Raw genomic sequence first — 22,271 nt, forward strand, 5'->3', positions numbered from 1 at the left:
GAAAAAAACATGCTTTATCGCCGTTTTGAAAAATTGATCGATGTTTTCCGTGAAGCACCGACGGCGTCTCCGCCGGACCGGGTTTTCCCTTTTTATACCTATTACCTCAAGCAGGTCTGGCCGAGCTTCGCCGCCCTGCTGATCGTCGGCCTGATGGGTGCCTTGATCGAAGTGGCATTGTTCAGCTACCTGAGCCGCATCATCGACCTGGCCCAAGGCACGCCGAACGTCAGTCTGTTCCAGGATCATGCCCTCGAACTGACCTGGATGGTGGTGGTTGCGCTGGTGCTGCGCCCGATCTTTGTCGGCCTGCATGACCTGCTGGTGCACCAGACCCTGAGCCCCAGCATGACCAGCATGATCCGCTGGCAGAACCACAGCTACGTGCTCAAGCAGAGCCTGAATTTCTTCCAGAACGACTTCGCCGGGCGCATCGCCCAACGCATCATGCAAACCGGCAACTCACTGCGTGATTCCGCCGTCCAGGCCGTGGATGCCCTGTGGCATGTGCTGATCTACGCCATCAGCTCCCTGGTGCTGTTCGCCGAAGCCGACTGGCGCCTGATAATCCCGCTGTTGACATGGATATTCGCCTTCATCGGCGCCCTCTGTTACTTCGTGCCACGGGTCAAGGATCGCTCGGTGGTGGCGTCCGATGCGCGCTCCAAACTCATGGGGCGGATTGTCGACGGCTACACCAATATCACCACCCTGAAGCTGTTCGCCCACACCAACTTCGAACAGCAATACGCCCGCGAAGCCATCAAGGAACAGACCGAGAAGGCGCAACTGGCCGGCCGCGTGGTCACCAGCATGGACGTGGCCATCACCAGCATGAACGGCTTGCTGATCGTCTGCACCACCGGCCTGGCCCTGTGGTTGTGGACGCAGTCGCTGATCAGCGTGGGCGCGATTGCCCTGGCCACCGGCCTGGTGATCCGCATCGTCAACATGTCCGGCTGGATCATGTGGGTGGTGACCGGCATCTTCGAAAACATCGGCATGGTGCAGGACGGTCTGCAGACCATCTCGCAACCGGTCAGCGTCACCGACCGCGACCAGGCCAAACCCCTGGCGGTGGCCCGTGGCGAAGTGCGCTTCGAACAGGTGGATTTCCACTACGGCAAGCAGAGCGGGATCATCGGCGACCTCAACCTGACCATCAAGGCTGGCGAGAAAATCGGCTTGATCGGTCCCTCCGGTGCCGGCAAATCGACCCTGGTGAACCTGCTGCTGCGCCTGTACGACGTGGAAGGCGGACGCATCCTGATCGACGGCCAGAACATCGCCGACGTCAGCCAGGAAAGCCTGCGCGAACGCATCGGCATGATCACCCAGGACACGTCGCTGCTGCACCGCTCGATCCGCGACAACTTGCTGTATGGCAAGCCCGACGCCACCGACGCGCAACTCTGGGAAGCGGTGCACAAGGCCCGGGCTGACGGGTTCATTCCTTCACTGTCGGACGCTGAAGGCCGCACCGGTTTCGATGCCCACGTCGGTGAGCGCGGGGTGAAACTCTCCGGCGGCCAGCGCCAGCGCATCGCCATTGCCCGTGTGTTGCTCAAGGACGCGCCGATCCTGATCATGGACGAGGCCACCTCGGCACTGGATTCGGAAGTCGAAGCGGCGATCCAGGAAAGCCTCGAAACCCTGATGCAGGGCAAAACCGTGATCGCCATCGCTCACCGGCTCTCGACCATCGCCCGGATGGACCGGCTGGTGGTGCTGGAAAACGGCAAAATCGCCGAAACCGGAACCCATGCCGAGCTGCTCGCCCATGGCGGTTTGTATGCGCGGTTATGGCAACACCAGACCGGTGGGTTTGTCGGGATCGATTGATCCCCTGAACAACACACTTCCCCTGTGGGAGCGAGCCTGCTCGCGATGACGGAGTGTCAGTCGACAGCAATGTTGTCTGGTTCACCGCTATCGCGAGCAGGCTCGCTCCCACAGGGATCCAGTGAAGCCGATCGATCACAGAAAACCGCCAGGCCCCGCCAACAACGGGCCCTGACGGTTTTTTATGCCTGCTGGAATTCTGAAAAAACCGTGCTGTACTGACTTCAACGTTCTGGAGGTGGTTCTGCAGTCCATCGGCTGGATGCTAAAGGCAGCATAATCTCGAAAGGACACTCTCTTATGTCTCTGTTAAAACGTTCGGCTACCGAGTTGGTAGGTACGTTCTGGCTGGTGTTGGGTGGTTGCGGCAGTGCGGTGTTGGCGGCGGCTTTTCCGGATGTGGGGATCGGTCTGCTCGGGGTATCCTTCGCGTTTGGCCTGACAGTGCTGACCATGGCTTTCGCCATCGGCCATATTTCCGGCTGCCATCTCAATCCTGCGGTGTCCCTCGGCCTTGTGGTAGGTGGGCGGTTTCCAGCCAATGAATTGCCGGCCTACATCGTTGCCCAGGTCATTGGCGGCGTGATTGCAGCCGCCCTGCTGTATTTCATTGCCAGCGGCAAACCCGGTTTCGAACTGGCAGGGGGCCTGGCGTCCAACGGCTATGGAGAACACTCGCCTGGCGGCTATTCAATGGCCGCAGGTTTTGTCTGTGAGCTGGTGATGACCGCAATGTTCATCCTGATCATCCTCGGCGCCACCGACAAACGTGCACCGGCAGGACTGGCGCCGATTGCCATCGGCCTGGGGCTGACGCTCATCCACCTGATCTCGATCCCGGTCACCAACACCTCGGTCAACCCGGCGCGCAGCACCGGCCCGGCGCTGATCGTCGGCGGCTGGGCAATTCAACAACTGTGGATGTTCTGGGTCGCACCGCTACTCGGTGCCGTGGTCGGCGGCGTGCTGTATCGCTGGCTGGGCAAAGAAGAAAGCTGAAACGCTGAAGATCAGCCTTGTCGATAAGGCAAGGCTGACTTCGCATCCTCAGCATAAGCCAACACTCCCAGCCGCTCCTGCTCCAGAAAGTCTTTAACCGCTGCTTTCAATCCCGGATGCCGCAAGTAGTGCCAGGAATGCGTAATGACTGGCTCGAATCCGCGAATCAGTTTGTGCTCACCCTGTGCTCCGGCATCAAAACGCTGGAGACCGTTGGCGATGGCATAGTCCATGCCTTGGTAGAAACAGGTCTCGAAATGCAGGCGATCGAACTCCGCCAGGCATCCCCAGTAACGGCCATAAAAGCTGTCGCCCCCCACCAGACTGAACGCCATCGCCACCGGCCGTGAACCTTGCTTGGCCAGCACCACGCGAATCGACTCCGGCATGCGTTCGGCCAGCAGGCTGAAAAACTCCCGTGTCAGATACGGCGCTTGCCGGCGCACCGCATAGGTATTGGCGTAGCAGGCATAGACGAAATCCCATTGCGCCTGACTCAGCTCCCGCCCTTCAAGCCACTCAAACTCGAAGCCCTGCCCGGCCACCTGCTCGCGCTCCTTGCGCATCTGTTTGCGCTTGCGTGAACTGAGCACATCGAGGAAGTCCTGGAAATCCCGGTAGCCGCGATTCTGCCAGTGGTATTGACAGCCAACGCGCTGCAGCCAGCCGGGCTGCTCGCTCAGTGCCGCGTCGGTAAACGGATCGGTGAAATTGATGTGGGCACTAGAGAGTCCTTCAAGCTCAAGGTAACCCGGCAGGCTTTTCAATAACTCGAAGCCGTCTTCGACCGTGGCCGCCAACAGCCGCGGCCCGGTGACCGGACTGAACGGCACCGCGGTCAACAGCTTGGGGTAGTAGTCGATGCCTGCACGTTCACAGGCATCGGCCCAGGCGTGATCGAACACGTATTCGCCGTAGGAATGCCACTTGCGATAACCGGGCAGCGCGGCGATCAGTCGATCGCCTTCGACATGCAATAAATGCTCAGGCTGCCAGCCGGTATGGGGTCCGATGCTGCCGCTGTCTTCCAGTGCGCTCAAAAAAGCGTGACGCAGAAAAGGCTGAGTCTCGGGCACCAGTGCGTCCCAGGTCTGCGGGGCGATTTCTGACAGTTTTTGCAGGCGTTGCAACGGCATCACCATCCTCACTCTTCATGGCGTGAAAGCCCCGCGAGTATCGCCTATCACTCCGCATTGCACACGAGCAAACCGACGACAGTGCTCTAACTCAATAGTTCACGGCGACTTTGTATCGTCATCGACATGACATCACAGTGCCGCTGCTCTGTCATAAACCATCGCGATACTGGCGCCTGTTTTTAGAGCGCCGGGTTATACCCGGTCAGTGTTTTCCGCCCCTAACGGTCGGTTGTGTCCCGGATGGCTCTGTCATCCCCTCTCATCTTCGGAGATTGATATGCGTCTTGCTTCCACGAAAACTGCGGCGGCCTTGTGCGGTGGCCTGTTGCTGGCCATGAGCGTTCCGGCCAGTGCTGCAGTCGACGCCAAACTGCTCGACATGCTCAAGGCTAACGGCTCGATCACCAATGCGCAGTACAGCGAACTGCAAGCCGAGCTGGCCAGGGATCAGAAAGACCAGCAGATCGCCCGTCAGGCTCAGCAAGAGACTAACGAGCAAATCGCGGCCACCGCGAAGAAAACCGACGCACTGAGCACCTTTGACCAGAAGTTGGCATGGGCCGCCAAGACCCAGTTCAAGGGTGACGTACGCTTCCGTGAAGAAACCGTGCACAACGATGGCGTGCCAAACAACAAGGACCAGGACCGTCAGCGCATTCGTGCCCGTCTGGGTGCCTACAGCGAAATCAACCCGCAGGTCGACACCGGTATCCGTATCGCCACCGGCAGCAACGACGACGCTCGCTCGACCAACCAGGACCTGAACAACTACTTCGACAAGAAGCAGATCTGGCTGGACCAGGGTTACATCGACTACCACCCGGACGCGATCAAGAACCTGCACCTGGTTGGCGGCAAGATGCCGCAACAATGGGTGAGCATGGGCGACATCATCTGGGATAGCGATATCAACCCGGAAGGTCTGGCAGTCACCTACAAGTACCCGCTGAGCGGCAGCACCGAGCTGTTCGGTAGCGCCGGTCACTACACCCTCAAGGACAACGTCGACGGCGAAGGCGTGCAGTTCAAGCACGACCTGCGTCTGTACGCGGGCCAGTTGGGTGGTCGCTTCGCCATCACCGACAGCATGAAAATGACCTTGGGCGGCAGTATCTACTCCTACGACAACGACAGTAGCAGTGCCTGCCCTACCTCCGGCACTGTTACCACGCCATGCGCCCTGGCCGTCAACGGCAACAGCCCGAACGAAACCTTCAAACTGTACGAAGGCTTTGGTCAGCTGGACTTCAGCAACCTGCCAGTTCCGCTGTCGATCTACGGTCAGTACGTCAACAATACCGATGCCAGCAACGACCAGGACACTGGCTGGCTGGCCGGTGTGAAGTCCAAGCTTTACGGCTTCAACCTGGACTACAACTACCGCGACGTGCAGCGTAACGCTGTGGTGGGCGCCTTCACCGACTCCGACTTCGCCAACGGCTTCACCGGTTCGCGCGGCAGCAAGCTGAAAGTGAGCTACGACCTGGACAAGAACTTCGCCCTGGGCGCGACTTACTTCATGGCGACCTCGGACCAGACCAACGCCAACATCAACAAGAAAGATTCGGACATCAACACCCTGCAACTGGATGCCGAAGCGAAGTTCTGATTCACCCCGCTACACGACTCGGGCAAGGAAGCCCGGGCTCCTTTTACAGCCTGGCGTTGGTGTGTCGGTCCCCATCATCCTCCGATGCATCAACGCGAGACTGTTTTCTCTCCCGCAATAACCTCCTCCCAAAAAAAGATCGCAGCCTTCGGCAGCTCCTACGCCGACCGGATTCATCGCGATATCACGTTGAAATCCAGTCCCGTAGGAGCTGCCGCAGGCTGCGATCTTTCCAGCAACTGCGACAGTTACAACAAACTCAGCGCTTGCGCAGCAACACGCTACCAATCGAATAACCGGCGCCGAATGAGCTGAGCACGGCCAGCGAACCGGCGGCCAGATCGTCCTGGTTCTTGTGGAACGCAATCACGGAACCGGCGGAGCTGGTGTTGGCGTAGGTATCGAGAATCACCGGCGCTTCCTGTTCGGTGGCGTCGCGACCCAGCAGTTTCTTGACGATCAGGTGGTTCATGCTGAGGTTGGCCTGGTGCAGCCAGAAGCGCTTCACGTCGCTGACGTTGAGCTGGTTCTCCTGCAGATGCTCACTGATCAGCTCGGCAACCAGCGGGCAGACTTCCTTGAACACCTTGCGGCCTTCCTGCACGAACAGTTTGTCCTTGGCGCCGATACCCTCTTCTGCCGCGCGGTTGAGGAAGCCGAAGTTGTTGCGGATGTTGTTGGAGAACTTGGTCAGCAGCTTGGTGCTGACGATGTCGAACTGGTACTTGGACGTCGCCAGGTCGGCACGTTCGATGATCACCGCGGTGGCGGCATCGCCGAAGATGAAGTGGCTGTCACGGTCACGGAAGTTCAGGTGTCCGGTGCAGACTTCCGGGTTGACCATCAGGACTGCCCGGGCCTGGCCCAGTTGCACGCTGTTGGCGGCGGTCTGGATACCGAAGGTCGCCGAGGAACACGCCACGTTCATGTCGAAACCGAAACCCTGGATGCCCAGCGCTTCCTGGACTTCGATGGCAATGGCCGGGTAAGCGCGTTGCAGGTTGGAGCAGGCGACGATCACGCCGTCGATGTCTGCTGCGGTCTTGCCGGCACGCTGCAAGGCTTGTTCGGCCGCGCCGATGGCCATCTGGCAGAGCACCGACCATTCGTCGTTGGAACGTTCCGGCAGGCGCGGGGCCATGCGTTGCGGGTCGAGGATGCCGTCCTTGTCCATGACAAAGCGGCTCTTGATGCCGGAGGCTTTTTCGATGAACGCTGCGCTGGATTCGGTCAATGCCTCCACTTCACCGCGTGCAATGGCATCGGCGTTATCGGCGTTGAATTGCGCGACGTAGGAATTGAAAGACTGCACCAGCTCTTCGTTGGAAATGCTGTTGGCCGGGGTGTAAAGGCCGGTGCCGCTGATGACGACGTTATGCATGGTCGTGTCTCTAATCTGTTCAGGCAGAAAGCATTGGTACCGACGTACCAATACACAAAGGATCTATTCCCATCCGGGGGACGCAAACCTGGCATCGCTTTATTCCGACCTGCCCGAGACCGTGAAGGCTCAAAACCGCGGGGCCGGCGTTTATAGGCGCGAAGTTTGCCATAAACGTGGGCATTTCGCCCCTTTTTGCTGGATAACGCGCCCATCAAAAGAACACACAAACCTGTAGGAGCCGACTTGCCGGCGAAGGGGCCGTCACGGACGATACTAGACTCCAGGCCGTCTTCGCTGGCAAGCCAGCTCCCACAAAGGCGCTACGGTTCGACTTGCGACCACTGCTTGTTCAGGCGCTTGTCGGAAATCGGCACCTTGGTCCCCAATTGCTGGGCAAACAGCGAAACCCGGTATTCCTCCAGCCACCAGCGATACAACTCCAGCTGCGGATCGCGCTTGCCTTCCTGGGAGTGTTTGCTGGCGCGGGTCTGGTATTGCGTCCACAGGCCGCTCAATTCGCCGCTCCAGACCCGGTCGCGCTGCACCTGGGCGCCGATTTTTTCGAAGCGCTGCTCGATCGCCTTGAGGTAACGCGGCAACTCCTTGAGCCACTGCATCGGCGTTTCCCGGACAAACCCCGGATAGACCAAGTGGCTGAGCTGTTGCTTGATATCGTTCAGGGCCACGGCTTGCGCCAGATCGATCTTGCCCTTGAAGCGCTTTTGCAAGCCGTGCCAGAACTTGAGGATCTCCAGGGTCAGCTTCGCCACACGTTCGGCGTGCTCGGTCCAGGCGCCACGTTTGCGCTCGGCCAGCGACGCCAATCCAGCGCCATCGCGTGGCAGCGGGTCTTCGCCTTCAAGAATGCAGCTGTCGAGGCTGGCCAGCAGAATGTCTTCCACCAGCGCATCGACGCGCCCCATGTCGCGGTACAGCAGGCCCAGATCGGTCAGCCCCGGCAATTTGCCGCGCAAGAATTTAGCCGACTCGGCCAGTTGCTGCATCAGCAGGCGTTGCAGGGCACGGCGATGCTGGAACTCGGCCTCGGCCGGCGTCGAAAAACGCCCTTCCTTGACCGTACCGCTCTCCTCCACCAGCGCCGGATACACCGTCATCGACAGCCCGGCGATCTTCTGTTGGGTTTTCTCGGCCACGGCGGCGAATACTTTCGGCTCCACCGGCTGCTGGCTCTTCGCGGTTTGCGGCACCGCCAATGCCGCTTGGCTGGCCTCGGCGAAACGCGCCGTCAGTTCGGCCAGATCGCGACCTTCACCGAGGAACTTGCCCTGGGCGTCGACGATTTCCAGGTTCATCCGCAGATGGCTTTCGACCTGCTGCGCCGCCTCACTCCAGGCTTCGTCGCTGACCCGCGCGCCGGTCATGCGCAGCAGCTCGCGACCCAGGGCCTGAGGCAGTGAGCCCTCGGCAATTGTCATGCGTTGCAAGGCCGCTTTGACGAAGTCCGGCACCGGTACGAAATTCTTGCGCAAGGCCTTGGGCAAGTTGCGCACCAGCGCAATGCACTTGGCTTCGATGACACCCGGCACCAGCCATTCCAGGCGTTCCGGTGGCAGCATCGGCAGCAGCGGTGCCGGCACGCGCAGGGTCACGCCGTCCCGTGGATGGTTGGGTTCGAAGTGGTAACTGAGGGCCAACTCCAGATCGCCGATGTGCAGCGTATCCGGGTAATGCTGGGCGGTGACCTCACTGGCTTCGCGGGCCAGCACGTCTTCTTCGCGCATGATCAGCAGTTGCGGGTCTTTCTGGCTGTTGATCCGATACCAACTGTCGAAGGTCGCCGTCTGATGGATCTCCGCCGGCAATCGCGCGTCATAGAAGGCGTACAGGGTTTCTTCGTCGGCGAGGATGTCGCGGCGACGGGCCTTGGCTTCCAGTTCGTCGAGTTGCTCCAGCAACTGCTCGTTGGCCGTCAGGCACTTGGCCTTCGACTGGATTTCGCCACGCACCAGTGCTTCGCGGATGAACAACTCACGGGATACCACCGGGTCCACCGGGCCGTAATGCACCGGCCGACGCCCAACCACGATCAACCCGAACAGGGTGATCTGTTCGAACGCCACGACCTGGCCGCGCTTCTTCTCCCAATGGGGTTCGAAGTGGTTTTTCTTGATCAGGTGCCCGGCCAGTGGCTCGATCCAGTCGGCATCGATCTTCGCCACCATGCGCGCATAGAGCTTGGTGGTTTCCACCAGTTCGGCGGTCATCAGCCACTGCGGACGCTTTTTACCGATACCCGACGACGGGTGAATCCAGAAGCGCCGCTGACGTGCGCCGAGGTAATCGCCCTCTTCGGTTTTCTGACCGATCTGGCTGAGCAACCCCACCAGCACCGCTTTGTGCAGTTTCGGATAGTCCGCCGGTTCTTTATTGAGGCTCAGCTGCATGTCGCGGCAGATCAGGCTCAACTGACGATGAGAGTCGCGCCATTCGCGCAGGCGCAGGTAATTCAGGAAATTCTTGCGGCACCAGTTACGCAGCGGACTGGCGGTCAGCGCCAGGCGTTGTTCTTCGAAACCGCGCCACAGATTGACCAGCCCGGCGAAGTCCGAATCGGCGTCTTTCCACTGGGCGTGGGCCTGATCCGCCGCTTGCTGACGCTCCGGCGGGCGTTCGCGCGGGTCCTGGATCGACATGGCGCTGGCGACGATCAGCACTTCCTGCAAGCTGCCGAGCTTCGCCGCTTCCAGCAGCATGCGGCCCATGCGCGGGTCCACCGGCAGACGCGCCAATTGCCGGCCGAGCGGCGTCAACTGGCTGTTGCGGTCCACCGCCGAGAGTTCTTGCAGCAGGTTGTAACCGTCGCTGATGGCCTTGCCATCCGGCGGCTCGATGAACGGGAACGCGCTGACCTCGCCAAGGCGCAAATGCAACATCTGCAGGATGACCGCCGCGAGGTTGGTGCGCAGGATCTCCGGATCGGTAAATTCCGGGCGACCGAGAAAATCCTCCTCGCTGTACAGGCGCACGCAAATGCCCGGCTCGACCCGCCCGCAACGACCTTTACGCTGATTGGCGCTGGCCTGGGAAATGGCTTCAATCGGCAGGCGCTGGACCTTGGCCCGGTAGCTGTAGCGGCTGATGCGCGCGGTGCCGCTGTCGATCACGTAGCGGATGCCCGGTACGGTCAGCGAGGTTTCCGCGACGTTGGTCGCCAGGACCACGCGACGCCCAGGGTGCGACTGGAAAATTCGCTGTTGCTCGGCCGGCGACAGGCGCGCGTACAACGGCAGGATTTCGGTGTGCTTGAGCTGGGCCTTGCGCAGCATGTCAGCGGCGTCGCGAATCTCGCGTTCACCGGGCAGGAACACCAGCACGTCACCGGGACTACGACGTTCACTGCGCTCATAAGCGGCGATTTCGTCGAGGGTGGCGAGGATCGCCTGATCCACCGTCAAGTCATCCTCGACGCGGTTGCCCTCTTCGTCCTGCTCAAGTGTTAGCGGGCGATACCAGGTGTCCACCGGGTAGGTGCGGCCGGACACCTCGACAATCGGCGCGTCATCGAAGTGCTTGGAGAAACGCTCCAGGTCGATGGTCGCCGAGGTGATGATGACCTTCAGGTCGGGACGGCGCGGCAGCAGGGTTTTCAGGTAGCCGAGCAGGAAGTCGATGTTGAGGCTGCGTTCGTGGGCTTCGTCGACGATGATCGTGTCGTAGCGTTCCAGGTAGCGGTCGTTCTGGGTTTCCGCCAGCAGGATGCCGTCGGTCATCAGCTTGATCAGGGTGCTGGAATCGCTCTGATCTTCGAAACGCACCTGATAGCCGACCAGCGTACCCAGCGGCGTGCCGAGTTCTTCAGCTACGCGGCTGGCGACGCTGCGCGCAGCGATCCGCCGCGGCTGGGTGTGGCCGATCAGGCCGTGCTGGCCGCGACCGATTTCCAGGCAGATCTTCGGCAACTGGGTGGTTTTACCCGAGCCGGTTTCGCCGGCGATGATCAGCACCTGGTGCTTTTCCAGCGCCTTCTTGATTTCGTCGCGCTTGGCGGCGATCGGCAGGCTGTCGTCGTAACGAATCACCGGCAGGCTTGCCTTGCGCGCCAGCACCTGCTCACAGGACGCCTGCATCCGCGTCACCCACTGGCCCAGCCTGGCCTCGTCGGGCTTCTTGCGCAGCTCAAGCAACTGCCGCCGCAGCCGGTGGCGGTCGGCGAGCATGGCGTGATCGAGGTTTTTCAGCAGTTTGTCGATGGAGGGCGATTCGTCGGTCATCGGGTACGCAATTCAGTCGTCTAGTGGCGCAAGGGGGGCGATTGTCGCAGATTTGGAGGATCAACGAGATCCCTTGTAGGAGCCGGCTTGCCGGCGAAGGCGTCGGAACTGACGATGCAAGGCTCAAGATTGCATTCGCTCGCAAGCCAGCGCCTACATAAGACCGCGTCTACTGGAGAGTTATTCGTTGTCGGGACCCTTGCGGCGATACGGAAACACATCAATCACCTTCCCCGCCCGAATCGCGTCCTGAAGGCTCTTCCAGTAATCGGCGTTGTACAACTCGCCATGCAACTGATCGAACAACTTGCGTTGCCCGAAATCGGCAAACAGGAACGGCGGAAACTCTTCCGGGAACACGTCCAGCGGCCCGATCGAGTACCACGGCTCGGAAGCCATTTCATCTTCGGGGGTGCGCGGTGCCGGAATGTGGCGGAAGTTGGCCTCGGTAAGGAAGCAGATCTCGTCATAGTCGTAGAACACCACACGACCGTGACGGGTCACCCCAAAGTTCTTCAGCAGCATGTCGCCGGGAAAGATGTTGGCCGCCGCCAGCTGCTTGATCGCCAGCCCGTAGTCTTCCAGGGCTTCGCGCACTTGCGCCTCGTTGGCGTTTTCCAGGTACAGGTTCAGCGGGGTCATGCGGCGCTCGGTCCAGCAGTGGCGGATCAGCACCGTGTCACCTTCCACCGACACCGTGGACGACGCGACTTCCAGCAGTTCCTCCAGGCACGCTGGGTCGAACTTGCTCAGCGGGAAACGGAAGTCGGCGAATTCCTGGGTATCGGCCATGCGTCCGACGCGGTCGACACTCTTCACCAAACGGTACTTTTCGATCACCGTGGCGCGGTCGACGTTTTTCGACGGTGAGAAACGGTCCTTGATGATTTTGAACACGGTGTTGAAACCCGGCAGGGTGAACACGCTCATGACCATACCGCGCACACCGGGGGCCATGATGAACTGGTCGTCGGTGCTGGCCAGGTGATTGATCAGCGCCCGGTAGAACTCCGACTTGCCGTGCTTGTAGAAACCAATCGAGGTGTACAGCTCGGCAATGTGCTTGCCGGGCAGGATACGCCGCAGGAAGCCAATGAACTCCGCCGGCACCGGCACATCCACCATGAAATACGAGCGGGTGAACGAGAAAATGATCGAAACGTCTGCTTCGTCGGTGATCAGCGCATCGATCTGGATGCCGCGCCCTTCGAGGTGCAGCAATGGAATCGCCAGCGGCCATTGCTCGTCGGCGGTATAGATGCGCCCCACCAGGTACGCGCCTTTATTGCGATACAGCACCGAGGAAAACAGTTCGACGCTCAGTTCCGGGTCCTTGCATACCCAGTCCGGCAAGTTCTCGCGCAGTTGCGCTTCGAGGCGCTTCAGGTCACCGGGCAGGTCGGCGTAATCCTCGCTGAAGCGGTAGTCGGCGAAGATGCTGGCGAGCATGGCCGACAATTGGCCTTGCGGCTTGTAGGTGCGGGTTTGCGCGGCCCGGGCACGGCGCAGGCTCGGCCGGGTGGTGTGAATGAACATGCAGCCGTCGCTGATCAGGTCATGGCTGAACAGCCCGCAGAAGATCGAGTTGTACCAGGTCTCGGACAGTTCATCGTCGAAGCGCAGGTCGATCAGGCTGATGTAGGCGCTTTTGACCAGCGGCCAGCAGCTGACGTCCAGGGTGTCGGTGTCAAACGCGGTGCGCAGTCGCTCCACCGTTTCACCGACTTTTTCTTCGTACAGATTGATCCGTGCCGCCGACGCCGATTGCGTCTCTTGCCACCTGGCCTGTTCGAAGCGGGCCCGGGCGCCGTCGGTGATCCGGCGAAAATGCTCGCGGTAATCGTCAAAGCCATCGAGGATCAAGCGGGCGATGTCGGCGGCTGGCCATTGCTGCGGCATGGTGAGACCTCTGCGGGAATTCGGGAGGCTTGAGCTTAGCCAGTGAACCGGGTGCAGGAGAAGCGTAATTTTCCGGGCGAATTGAATGTCCGGTTTTCGGTTGCCATCGACCACACGCTCAGCAACACTTTCGCCCCTCCATCAAGGAAGGAACGCGCTGTGAACCCCGTCGATATTTTTCGTTTACTGTCACTGGCGGCCATTTGGGGTGCGAGTTTTTTGTTCATGCGCATCATCGCTCCGGTGATCGGCACTATTCCCACGGCGTTTTTCCGTGTGTCGATTGCCGCGGTCGGACTGTTGGTGATTCTTGGCCTGATGCGCATCAGCTGGGATTTCAAAGGCAAACTCAAGACCGTGATGCTGCTCGGGGTGATCAACTCCGGCATCCCGGCGACGCTCTACTCGGTCGCGGCGCAAGTGTTGCCGGCCGGTTACTCGGCGATTTTCAACGCCACCACGCCGCTGATGGGCGTGCTGATCGGCGGCCTGTTCTTCCATGAAAGACTCAGCGCCGCCAAGCTCGGCGGGGTTTTCCTCGGGTTGCTCGGCGTCGGCGTCCTGACCCGCGCCGGTCCCGTGGCGTTCGACATGCAACTGCTGATGGGCGCCCTCGCCTGCCTGCTCGCCACCACCTGCTATGGCTTCGCCGGCTTTCTCGCCCGGCGCTGGCTCGATCAGGCCGGTGGGCTGGACAGTCGACTGTCGGCGCTGGGCAGCATGCTCGGCGCCACGCTGTTCTTGCTGCCGCTGTTCGGCTACAGCGTGATCAGCCAGCCACCGGCGAGCTGGGGCGGCTGGAATGTCTGGTTATCACTATTGGGATTGGGGCTGGCGTGTACCGCGTTTGCCTACATCATTTACTTCCGGTTGCTCAGTTCGATCGGCCCGGTAAAGTCATCGACCGTAACCTTCATGATCCCGCCGTTCGGGGTGTTATGGGGCGCGATGTTTCTCGATGAGCCGCTGTCGTTGGCGCATCTGTATGGCGGGTTGTTGATTGCGATGGCGTTGTGGTTGGTGTTGAAGCCGGCTGCTGTGAAGCCGGGCTTGGTGGCTGACCGGTAGCAATGTTGCGTTGCGGATGACGAAACGTAACATCAGGAAGGCGAAGGGCGACGCATGGGCCAGCAACGACAGTCGGCACAGCGTCCGCATTGTGCGTTCGGAGGGGCTCGGAACTCCGTGAAGAACCATAAAAAAACCGCTCACAACGAGCGGTTTTTTTATTTCCGAGAGCGGATGTCACCCAAACAGCCAATACCCCAACAACGTCAGCACCACCACCGCCAAAACCGGGCGCATCACGCGGTAGGCCTTTGGATTTCGACGCTTCCACTGCTTGACCATGCCGCTGAATTTGTCGCTGGAATTCTTGCTCCAGGCATAGGCTTTATTGATCCCTCCTACGCGCTCGTCATCAAGGTTCTGCGGTGCAGTCGCACGACCCAGCCAGGCGCTGATACTGCGATTGATGCGGGTCATGAAGCGATTGCTCAGTGGACGCTCGATATCGCAGAACAGGATGACGCGGGTCTTTTCCGTTTCATTCTTGACCCAGTGCACGTAGGTTTCGTCGAACATCACGTCTTCCCCATCGCGCCAGGCGTAAACCTGACCGTCGACAAAGATACGGCAATCGTCGGAGTTCGGTGTCGACAGCCCCAGGTGATAACGCAGGGAGCCGGCAAACGGATCACGATGCGGGTTGAGGTGGCTGCCGCCCGGCAGCAGCGCAAACATAGCGCCCTTGACGTTGGGAATACTGCTGACCAATTCCACGGTTCTCGGACACAAGGCTTCGGCAGAAGGCAGCGGTTTGTCATACCACTTGAGGTAGAAACGCTTCCAGCCCTTCTTGAAGAACGAGCCAAAACCGGCGTCGTTGTTCTTTGCCGCCGCACGGATATAGCCCTCGTCGAACAAGTGCATCGCTTCATCGCGAATCACTTCCCAGTTGTCCCTGAGCACATCCAATTCCGGGAACTTGCTGCGATCCAGATACGGTTTCGATGGCACACCGGAAAACAGGTACATCAAGGCGTTATAGGGTGCGAACAGTGCCGAATGGTTAACAAACTGGCGCAACACCGGCAGACGCGCCTTGCCGCGCAAATGCACATAGAGGGTGCTGCCGAGAAACAGCAGCAACAACGAGGCCTTCGCGGCAAACGATAAGGTCATCAACAACTCCTTTGAAGATAAGCGACATTGCGCCACGTCCATTGCCCGACGTGGCTGCTGGCATGATAAGCACTACCGATCCGGCGAAAAACCTGCACTTTTCAACATTCATTATAAATGAATGTGCAACAAAACATTTCCTAACATGAAACGCCTGAACGCTGGCTGATGCAAATCCATCATCAACCGGACCCGATCAATAGATCGCAGCCAGTGATAACGCCTCAAGCATCACCGCCAGCCACGACCCATCAATGTTCAGCGCTTACTGCTGATTCTCCTGTTCGGTAAACAGATCACTGAACAGCATGCTCGACAAATAACGTTCACCGGAATCCGGCAGGATCACGACGATGGTCTTGCCCTGCATTTCCGGGGTCTCCGCCAGCCGAACAGCCACGGTCATGGCGGCGCCGCAGGAAATCCCGCACAAGATTCCTTCTTCCTGCATCAAGCGCAAGGCCATGGCCTTGGACTCTTCGTCACTGACCAACTCCACCCGATCGACGATCGACAAATCGAGGTTCTTCGGCACAAAACCGGCACCGATGCCCTGGATCTTGTGCGGGCTCGGCTTGATTTCCTGACCAGCCAGGGTCTGGGTGATCACCGGCGACACCGCCGGCTCCACCGCTACCGAGAGTATCGGCTTGCCCTGGGTATTCTTGATATACCGTGAAACCCCGGTGATGGTTCCACCGGTTCCGACGCCTGCCACCAGCACATCGATCGCGCCGTCGGTATCGTTCCAGATTTCCGGACCCGTGGTTTTTTCGTGGATGGCCGGGTTGGCCGGGTTGTCGAATTGCGCCGGCATGAAGTACTTCGACGGGTCACTGGCAACAATTTCACCGGCCTTCTCGATGGCCCCCTTCATGCCTTTGGCCGGCTCGGTCAACACCAGTTCGGCACCCAGTGCCTTGAGCACCTTGCGGCGTTCGATACTCATGGACGCCGGCATGGTCAGCATCAGTTTGTAGCCACGGGCGGCGGCCACGAAGGCCAGGCCAATGCCGGTATTGCCGGAGGTCGGTTCGACGATGGTCATGCCCGGCTTGAGTTTTGCGCTGCTCTCGGCATCCCAGATCATGTTCGCGCCGATCCGGCATTTGACCGAGTAACCCGGGTTGCGCCCTTCGATCTTGGCCAGGATGGTCACACCACGCGGCGCAATGCGATTGATCTGCACCAGCGGCGTGTTGCCGATGGAGTGGGCGTTGTCAACGAAAATGCGGCTCATGGCTGGGTCCTTAACGACAGCATTGAAATAGGGCATCAAGGTAAGCCTCTTGCCCGCAGGCGTCCAGTCGGGTCGAACGTCCGCTTATCAGTGCAGCCAATGGCTTTGGATCGCCGCAGGTTTGCCACCATGAAACGTCGATACAACTGGCCCCTGTGGTCCCTCTTCGGCTTCGTTGTACTGCTGATATCGCTACACATCGCCTTGCCCTATCTGGTGCGCGACTACCTCATTGAGAACGAGTGACTGTGTAGCGGCCTGTTTCCTCGGCCGCCCGTGGCGCATTCGCTTGCAACTGCAGGAAATCCCACCCAAGACAGGCCAGTGCCAGGGACCGCGGCACCGCTTCCTTGCCACGGCTGTAACGACTGATGCTGCGGGTACTGACCCCCAGCGCCTCGGCGGCCTGTGTGAGTGACAACCCGGTGCGAGCGCGCCAGTCGATGAAGATCCGGGTATTTTCGTCGGAGGCATTTTGTGCGATCGCATCCAGGTACAACGTGTCTGCACCAATCTGGATGTCCTGCTCAGACCACTCGACGCACCAGCCATCATCACCCAGAGCCGCGCCATCGAAAGCGCGTCCCTGCAATGGTTGCAAGCCTGGAAAGGCCAGCAAATCCCGGCTCAGGTCGAGAGTCAGTTGCTGGCCGTCAATAAAGGTCAACGCCAGGCGATACTCCGGTAGTGCCTGTACGGCCAGCAGTCGTGGTCGTTTCATGGGTAACATCGTTTCCAGTCCTCGAGCAGTTGCGCCTGATGGGCCCTGACCCAATCCAGTGCTTCCCTGATGATCAGGGGCGGAGCCCTGCCTACCATCACCTCGACGGTTTCCAGGCTGAGCATGACGTCCAGGCCGCCACCGGTCAGGTGGACATGAGGCGGCGGATGATCCTTCTCGCGCAATTGAATGCGGTATGTGTCGCGAAATCGGTATTTAGTAGACATACCCGGCAAGCTATCGCCAAAATGGCGATAGCTCAATACTGGCCAGCAGCCGAGACTGAGTCAAGATGTGACGCCCCATTCAGAGACTGAATAAGCCGTCTGCGTTCACAGTCGACCGGGCACCGCGTTATAGTCGGGGCTGACCATTTTATAGCGCCCCGCCCTGCCTCGTTCAGGTCGGCGTTACCGTTCGAGGATTAGCAGATGAAGTTCGAAGGCACCCAGGCCTACGTCGCCACCGATGACCTGAAGCTGGCGGTCAACGCCGCCATCACCCTGGAGCGGCCGTTGCTGGTCAAGGGCGAACCGGGCACCGGCAAGACCATGCTCGCCGAGCAACTGGCCGAATCCTTTGGCGCCAAGCTGATCACCTGGCACATCAAGTCCACCACCAAGGCTCACCAGGGCCTCTATGAATACGACGCGGTCAGCCGCCTGCGCGATTCGCAGCTCGGCACGGAAAAGGTCCACGACGTTCGCAACTACCTGAAAAAGGGCAAGCTCTGGGAAGCCTTCGAATCCGAAGAACGGGTCATCCTGCTGATCGACGAAATCGACAAGGCCGACATCGAATTCCCCAACGACCTGCTGCAAGAACTCGACAAGATGGAGTTCTACGTTTACGAGATCGACGAGACCATCAAGGCCAAGAAGCGCCCGATCATCATCATTACCTCCAACAACGAGAAAGAGCTGCCGGACGCCTTCCTGCGTCGCTGCTTCTTCCACTACATCGCCTTCCCCGACCGCGTGACAATGCAGCGGATCGTCGACGTGCACTACCCGGACATCAAGAAAGACCTGGTCAGCGAAGCGTTGGACGTGTTCTTCGACGTGCGCAAGGTGCCGGGCCTGAAGAAGAAGCCTTCGACCTCCGAGCTGGTGGACTGGCTGAAGCTGCTGATGGCCGACAACATCGGCGAAGCGGTGCTGCGTGAACGTGATCCGACCAAAGCCATCCCGCCGCTGGCCGGTGCGCTGGTCAAGAACGAACAGGACGTGCAACTGCTGGAGCGTCTGGCGTTCATGAGCCGTCGCGGCACCCGCTAAGAGGCTGATGCCATGCTGCTCAACCTGTTCAATGAAATGCGCGCAGCCAAGGTGCCGGTCTCGGTGCGTGAGCTGCTGGACCTGATCAACGCGCTGAAACAACGCGTGACCTTCGCCGACATGGACGAGTTCTATTACCTGTCCCGGGCGATCCTGGTGAAGGATGAAAAGCATTTCGACAAGTTCGACCGGGCGTTCGGTGCCTACTTCAATGGCCTGGAAAAGCTCGACGATCATCTTCAGGCATTGATCCCCGAAGACTGGCTGCGCAAGGAGTTCGAACGCTCGCTGACTGATGAAGAGCGGGCGGCGATCCAGTCCCTCGGCGGCCTGGACAAGCTGATCGAAGAATTCAAGAAACGCCTCGAAGAACAGAAGGAACGCCACGCCGGTGGCAACAAGTGGATCGGCACCGGTGGCACCAGCCCGTTCGGTTCCGGCGGTTTCAACCCGGAAGGCATTCGGGTCGGCGATGCCGGCAAGCGCCAGGGCAAGGCAGCCAAGGTCTGGGACCAGCGCGAGTACAAGAACCTCGACGATTCCGTCGAGCTGGGCACGCGCAACATCAAGGTCGCCTTGCGTCGCTTGCGCAAGTTTGCCCGTCAGGGCGCGGCGGAAGAACTGGACATCGATGGCACCATCGACCACACCGCCAAGGATGCCGGGTTACTGAACATCCAGATGCGGCCGGAGCGGCGCAACACCGTCAAGCTGTTGCTGCTGTTTGACATCGGCGGCTCAATGGACGCCCACGTGAAGATTTGCGAGGAGCTGTTCTCGGCCTGCAAGACCGAGTTCAAGCACCTGGAGTACTTCTACTTCCACAACTTCATTTATGAGTCGGTGTGGAAGAACAACATGCGCCGCACCTCCGAGCGCACCTCGACCATGGACCTGCTGCACAAGTACGGCGCCGACTACAAAGTGATCTTCATCGGCGACGCCGCCATGGCGCCCTACGAAATCACCCAGGCGGGCGGCAGCGTCGAGCACTGGAACGAAGAAGCCGGTTACGTGTGGATGCAGCGGTTCAAGGAGAAGTACAAGAAGCTCATCTGGATCAACCCGTACCCGAAGGACACCTGGGGCTATACCTCCTCGACCAACATCGTGAGGGATTTGATTGAGGACCAGATGTATCCGTTGACCTTGCGGGGGTTGGAAGAAGGGATGCGGTTTCTGTCCAAGTAAGCTCATTGTCCTGTAGGAGCTGGCTTGTCGGGTCGCCGCATCGCAGCGAAGGCGTCCGATCTGTCGCTACAAGGATCAAGATTGCCTTCGCCGGCAAGCCGGCTCCTACAGGGGGTCACCTGAACCGGTGCAAATATTCGACATGCTCGCGGTGCGCCACGTCCTGCACCACCGGCCGCAACCGCACCCGCGCCCCCGGCAAACACTGCGCCAGTCGCGCCAGCGCCAACGGTGTCAACGCTCCCAGACGCGGATAACCGCCAATGGTCTGCCGATCATTGAGCAACACAATCGGTTGCCCATCCGGCGGCACCTGCACCGCCCCCAGTGGAATACCCTCGGAAATCATCGGTTTGCCCTGGTACTGCAGCGCCTTACCCAGCAGGCGAATCCCCATCCGGTCGGCACGACTGTCGAGGCTCCACACGCTGTTGAACGCGTCGAACAGGCTCTGCCCGCTGAACTCACCGATCTGTGCACCGAGGACCAAGTCCAACGGAGCATCAAGGTTCAAGTCCGGCCGCTGGTCTGCGGTCATTTCGCACAGCAACATCACCGAGTTGCCCGAATAGCTCAATGACGCGCCCTTACCCAGCGCATGGCCCATTCCGTCCAGGCCGCCGAGCTCCTCACGGACCACCGTCGCGCTGCTGCCCAGCACTTTCGGTGCATCAAACCCACCCGGCGCCGCCAGATAGGCCCGGGCGCCGAGCAACGGCCGGGTGAATTGCAAACGCTGACCTTTGTGCAGCCTGAAACTGCGCCACGGTGCCAGCGCCTCGCCGTCCACCCGCGCGCCCAGATCCGCTCCGGCCAAGGCCAGCACGCATTCCTCCTCGGCCACCACGGTGAATCCGCCGAGGGTGATTTCAATCACCGGCGCATCCAGCCCGTTGCCCAGCAGCCAGTTGGCCCAGGACATCGAACGCCAATCAGCCGCTCCGCCCTGGGTCACACCCAGATGCCGCACGCCGAATCGACCGGCATCCTGCAACAGGCACAGCGGCGTACTCGCTTCAATCGTCAGACGGCTCATGCCTGGGCCTCCAGTGGCGTATCGTCACCGCCCAGGTTAATGAACTCGGCATGGCTGACCGCTTCGAACCGTACGGTGTCACCGGGTTGCATCAGGCTGTAGCCGTCACGGTTGCGATCGAACAATTTGGCCGGCGTGCGGCCAATCAGGTTCCAGCCGCCCGGCGACACCACCGGGTAAGCCGCCGTCTGCCGTTCGGCGATGCCGACACTGCCGGCCGCGACTTTCTTGCGTGGCGTGTTCAGACGCGGCGCGGCGAGTGCCTCTTCCACCAGCCCCATGAAGGCGAAGCCCGGCGCAAAACCCAGGGCGAACACCTGATATTCACGCTCGCAGTGACGACGGATCACCTCCTCCACCGCCAACCCGCTGCGCTGCGACAACAGGTTCAACTCCGGTCCGACGCTCAAGTCGTACCACACCGGCAACACATGACATTTACCGCGGGCATGGGTGTTGGGCGACAGATCGATCAACGCTTCGGCAATCAACTCCCGGGCCTGGGCGGGACTCAGCTCGGTCAAGTCGTAATGCACCATCAAGGTGGTGTAGGACGGCACCAGATCAATCAGATGCCCGGCGAACGCCGCCCGCAGACTTTCACTGGCCGCCAGCATCCACGGCATGTTGGTTTCGGCAATTTCATCGAACAGGCGCACCATCAGGCAATCCAGCGCCACCACTTCAACCCGCAGCTTCATGACGCACTCTGCCGGTTCAAGGCTTCACGGATACGTTGTACGGCAGCGACCGAACTGGCGTTGTCGCCGTGCACGCAAAGGGTGTTGGCCTGCAAATGCAGGGCGCTGCCATCGCTGGCGGTGAGGTGATCGCCACGGGCAATGGTCAGCGCCTGCTCGCTGATTTTTTCCGGGTCGTGATGCACCGCTCCCGGCAGTTGTCGCGACACCAGCCTGCCGGCGCGGTCGTAAGCACGATCGGCAAAAGCCTCGAACCACAGCGTCACGCCGTATTCATCGCCCAGTTGTTGGGCGGCGCTGTTGTCGCGAGTCGCCATCAACATCAATGGCAGGTTGCGGTCATAGGACGCCACGGCTTGCAGCACGGCGCGTAATTGCGCCGGGTTGGCCATCATGTCGTTGTACATCGCGCCATGGGGTTTGACGTAACTGACCCGCCCGCCCTGAGCCCGGCAGATGCCGTCGAGGGCGCCGATCTGGTAATGCAGAATGTCTTGAAGTTCCTGGGTGGCATAGGCCATGGAGCGGCGGCCGAACCCCACCAGATCCTGATAGGCCGGATGCGCGCCAACTTGCACACCGTGGCTGAGGGCCAGGCTGACGGTCTTGCGCATGATGCTCGGGTCGCCAGCGTGAAAACCGCAAGCGATGTTGGCGCAATCGATAAAGGGCATGATTTCTGCGTCCAGACCCATGGTCCAGCTGCCGAAACTCTCGCCGATGTCGCAGTTCAATAGCAGGCGGCTCACGCTGAACACTCCTGTAGGCATTAATCTTTTTAGCTGTGGGACATATCTGTAAGACAAGCCCGCAGGTT

Annotated in this window: 17 protein-coding genes and 1 pseudogene; 7 read left to right on the top strand and 11 right to left on the bottom strand. The window is 60.2% G+C overall.

Going from position 1 to position 22,271, the window contains the following annotated elements; all coding sequences use genetic code 11:
* Positions 1-9: 9 nt before the first annotated feature.
* Both AC1D19_RS05120 and aqpZ read left to right on the top strand, forming a co-directional pair.
* A complete protein-coding gene (locus AC1D19_RS05120; RefSeq protein WP_477762576.1) occupies positions 10-1,842 on the top strand; it encodes an ABC transporter ATP-binding protein in 1,833 nt (610 codons plus the stop codon).
* A 300-nt stretch (positions 1,843-2,142) separates the two neighbouring features.
* Positions 2,143-2,841, top strand: a complete 699-nt coding sequence (gene aqpZ / locus AC1D19_RS05125) for an aquaporin Z (protein WP_477752910.1) — start codon at positions 2,143-2,145, stop codon at positions 2,839-2,841.
* 11 nt (positions 2,842-2,852) lie between these two features.
* Here the strand turns inward: aqpZ and AC1D19_RS05130 are convergent, their stop codons facing one another.
* Positions 2,853-3,977, bottom strand: coding sequence for a GNAT family N-acetyltransferase (locus AC1D19_RS05130; protein WP_477762577.1), 1,125 nt, complete (start codon positions 3,975-3,977; stop codon positions 2,853-2,855).
* A 280-nt stretch (positions 3,978-4,257) separates the two neighbouring features.
* Between AC1D19_RS05130 and AC1D19_RS05135 the strand changes: the two genes are divergently transcribed.
* Positions 4,258-5,589: a putative porin gene (locus tag AC1D19_RS05135; protein ID WP_477752908.1), complete on the top strand. Its 1,332-nt coding sequence runs from the start codon at positions 4,258-4,260 to the stop codon at positions 5,587-5,589.
* A 259-nt stretch (positions 5,590-5,848) separates the two neighbouring features.
* Here AC1D19_RS05135 and AC1D19_RS05140 read toward each other — a convergent pair whose 3' ends face one another.
* The 3 genes from AC1D19_RS05140 to aceK form a co-directional block, all read right to left on the bottom strand.
* The gene (locus tag AC1D19_RS05140) at positions 5,849-6,970 is read right to left on the bottom strand and encodes a beta-ketoacyl-ACP synthase III (RefSeq protein WP_477762578.1); all 1,122 of its coding nucleotides are present in this window, start codon (positions 6,968-6,970) and stop codon (positions 5,849-5,851) included.
* 323 nt (positions 6,971-7,293) lie between these two features.
* Entirely contained in the window at positions 7,294-11,205 is a 3,912-nt protein-coding gene (gene hrpA / locus AC1D19_RS05145) for an ATP-dependent RNA helicase HrpA (protein ID WP_477762579.1), read from the bottom strand.
* A 180-nt stretch (positions 11,206-11,385) separates the two neighbouring features.
* Entirely contained in the window at positions 11,386-13,104 is a 1,719-nt protein-coding gene (gene aceK, locus AC1D19_RS05150) for a bifunctional isocitrate dehydrogenase kinase/phosphatase (RefSeq protein WP_477762580.1), read from the bottom strand.
* A gap of 159 nt (positions 13,105-13,263) precedes the next feature.
* Between aceK and AC1D19_RS05155 the strand changes: the two genes are divergently transcribed.
* On the top strand, positions 13,264-14,172 hold the full coding sequence (locus AC1D19_RS05155; RefSeq protein WP_477762581.1) for a DMT family transporter: 909 nt from the start codon (positions 13,264-13,266) through the stop codon (positions 14,170-14,172).
* Positions 14,173-14,349: 177 nt separating this feature from the next.
* Here the strand turns inward: AC1D19_RS05155 and AC1D19_RS05160 are convergent, their stop codons facing one another.
* Both AC1D19_RS05160 and cysK read right to left on the bottom strand, forming a co-directional pair.
* Positions 14,350-15,288 carry an aspartyl/asparaginyl beta-hydroxylase domain-containing protein gene (locus AC1D19_RS05160; RefSeq protein WP_477762582.1) on the bottom strand — a complete coding sequence of 313 codons (939 nt, stop codon included), beginning with the start codon at positions 15,286-15,288 and terminating at the stop codon, positions 14,350-14,352.
* Positions 15,289-15,553: 265 nt separating this feature from the next.
* Positions 15,554-16,528 (bottom strand): cysteine synthase A, encoded by a 975-nt coding sequence (gene cysK / locus AC1D19_RS05165; RefSeq protein WP_477762583.1) that lies wholly within the window; start codon positions 16,526-16,528, stop codon positions 15,554-15,556.
* A 129-nt stretch (positions 16,529-16,657) separates the two neighbouring features.
* On the opposite strand from cysK, the pseudogene AC1D19_RS05170 reads away from it, so the two are divergent.
* Positions 16,658-16,759: pseudogene (locus tag AC1D19_RS05170) on the top strand (hypothetical protein); the annotation flags it as partial.
* Here AC1D19_RS05170 and AC1D19_RS05175 read toward each other — a convergent pair.
* Positions 16,758-17,258 (bottom strand): DUF2442 domain-containing protein, encoded by a 501-nt coding sequence (locus tag AC1D19_RS05175; RefSeq protein WP_477762584.1) that lies wholly within the window; start codon positions 17,256-17,258, stop codon positions 16,758-16,760. The pseudogene AC1D19_RS05170 and the gene AC1D19_RS05175 sit on opposite strands and share 2 nt — an antisense overlap.
* Positions 17,246-17,476 carry a DUF4160 domain-containing protein gene (locus tag AC1D19_RS05180; protein WP_191624905.1) on the bottom strand — a complete coding sequence of 77 codons (231 nt, stop codon included), beginning with the start codon at positions 17,474-17,476 and terminating at the stop codon, positions 17,246-17,248. Before AC1D19_RS05180 ends, AC1D19_RS05175 begins: the two co-directional genes overlap by 13 nt.
* Before the next feature lie 204 nt (positions 17,477-17,680).
* Here AC1D19_RS05180 and AC1D19_RS05185 point away from each other — a divergent pair, with 204 nt between their 5' ends.
* Both AC1D19_RS05185 and AC1D19_RS05190 read left to right on the top strand, forming a co-directional pair.
* The gene (locus AC1D19_RS05185) at positions 17,681-18,526 is read left to right on the top strand and encodes an AAA family ATPase (RefSeq protein WP_007984829.1); all 846 of its coding nucleotides are present in this window, start codon (positions 17,681-17,683) and stop codon (positions 18,524-18,526) included.
* 12 nt (positions 18,527-18,538) lie between these two features.
* Positions 18,539-19,717, top strand: coding sequence for a vWA domain-containing protein (locus AC1D19_RS05190; RefSeq protein WP_008049176.1), 1,179 nt, complete (start codon positions 18,539-18,541; stop codon positions 19,715-19,717).
* A 115-nt stretch (positions 19,718-19,832) separates the two neighbouring features.
* Here AC1D19_RS05190 and AC1D19_RS05195 read toward each other — a convergent pair whose 3' ends face one another.
* Genes AC1D19_RS05195 through AC1D19_RS05205 form a run of 3 tightly spaced genes read right to left on the bottom strand, consistent with a single transcriptional unit; the run spans position 19,833 to position 22,203 of the window.
* Positions 19,833-20,753: a 5-oxoprolinase subunit C family protein gene (locus AC1D19_RS05195; RefSeq protein ID WP_477762585.1), complete on the bottom strand. Its 921-nt coding sequence runs from the start codon at positions 20,751-20,753 to the stop codon at positions 19,833-19,835.
* The gene (gene pxpB / locus AC1D19_RS05200; protein ID WP_477762586.1) at positions 20,750-21,454 is read right to left on the bottom strand and encodes a 5-oxoprolinase subunit PxpB; all 705 of its coding nucleotides are present in this window, start codon (positions 21,452-21,454) and stop codon (positions 20,750-20,752) included. Before pxpB ends, AC1D19_RS05195 begins: the two co-directional genes overlap by 4 nt.
* Positions 21,451-22,203, bottom strand: a complete 753-nt coding sequence (locus AC1D19_RS05205) for a 5-oxoprolinase subunit PxpA (RefSeq protein WP_477762587.1) — start codon at positions 22,201-22,203, stop codon at positions 21,451-21,453. The genes pxpB and AC1D19_RS05205 overlap by 4 nt, the downstream gene beginning before the upstream one ends.
* Positions 22,204-22,271 lie beyond the last annotated feature (68 nt).

The organism is Pseudomonas sp. P1_C12, assembly GCF_056406435.1.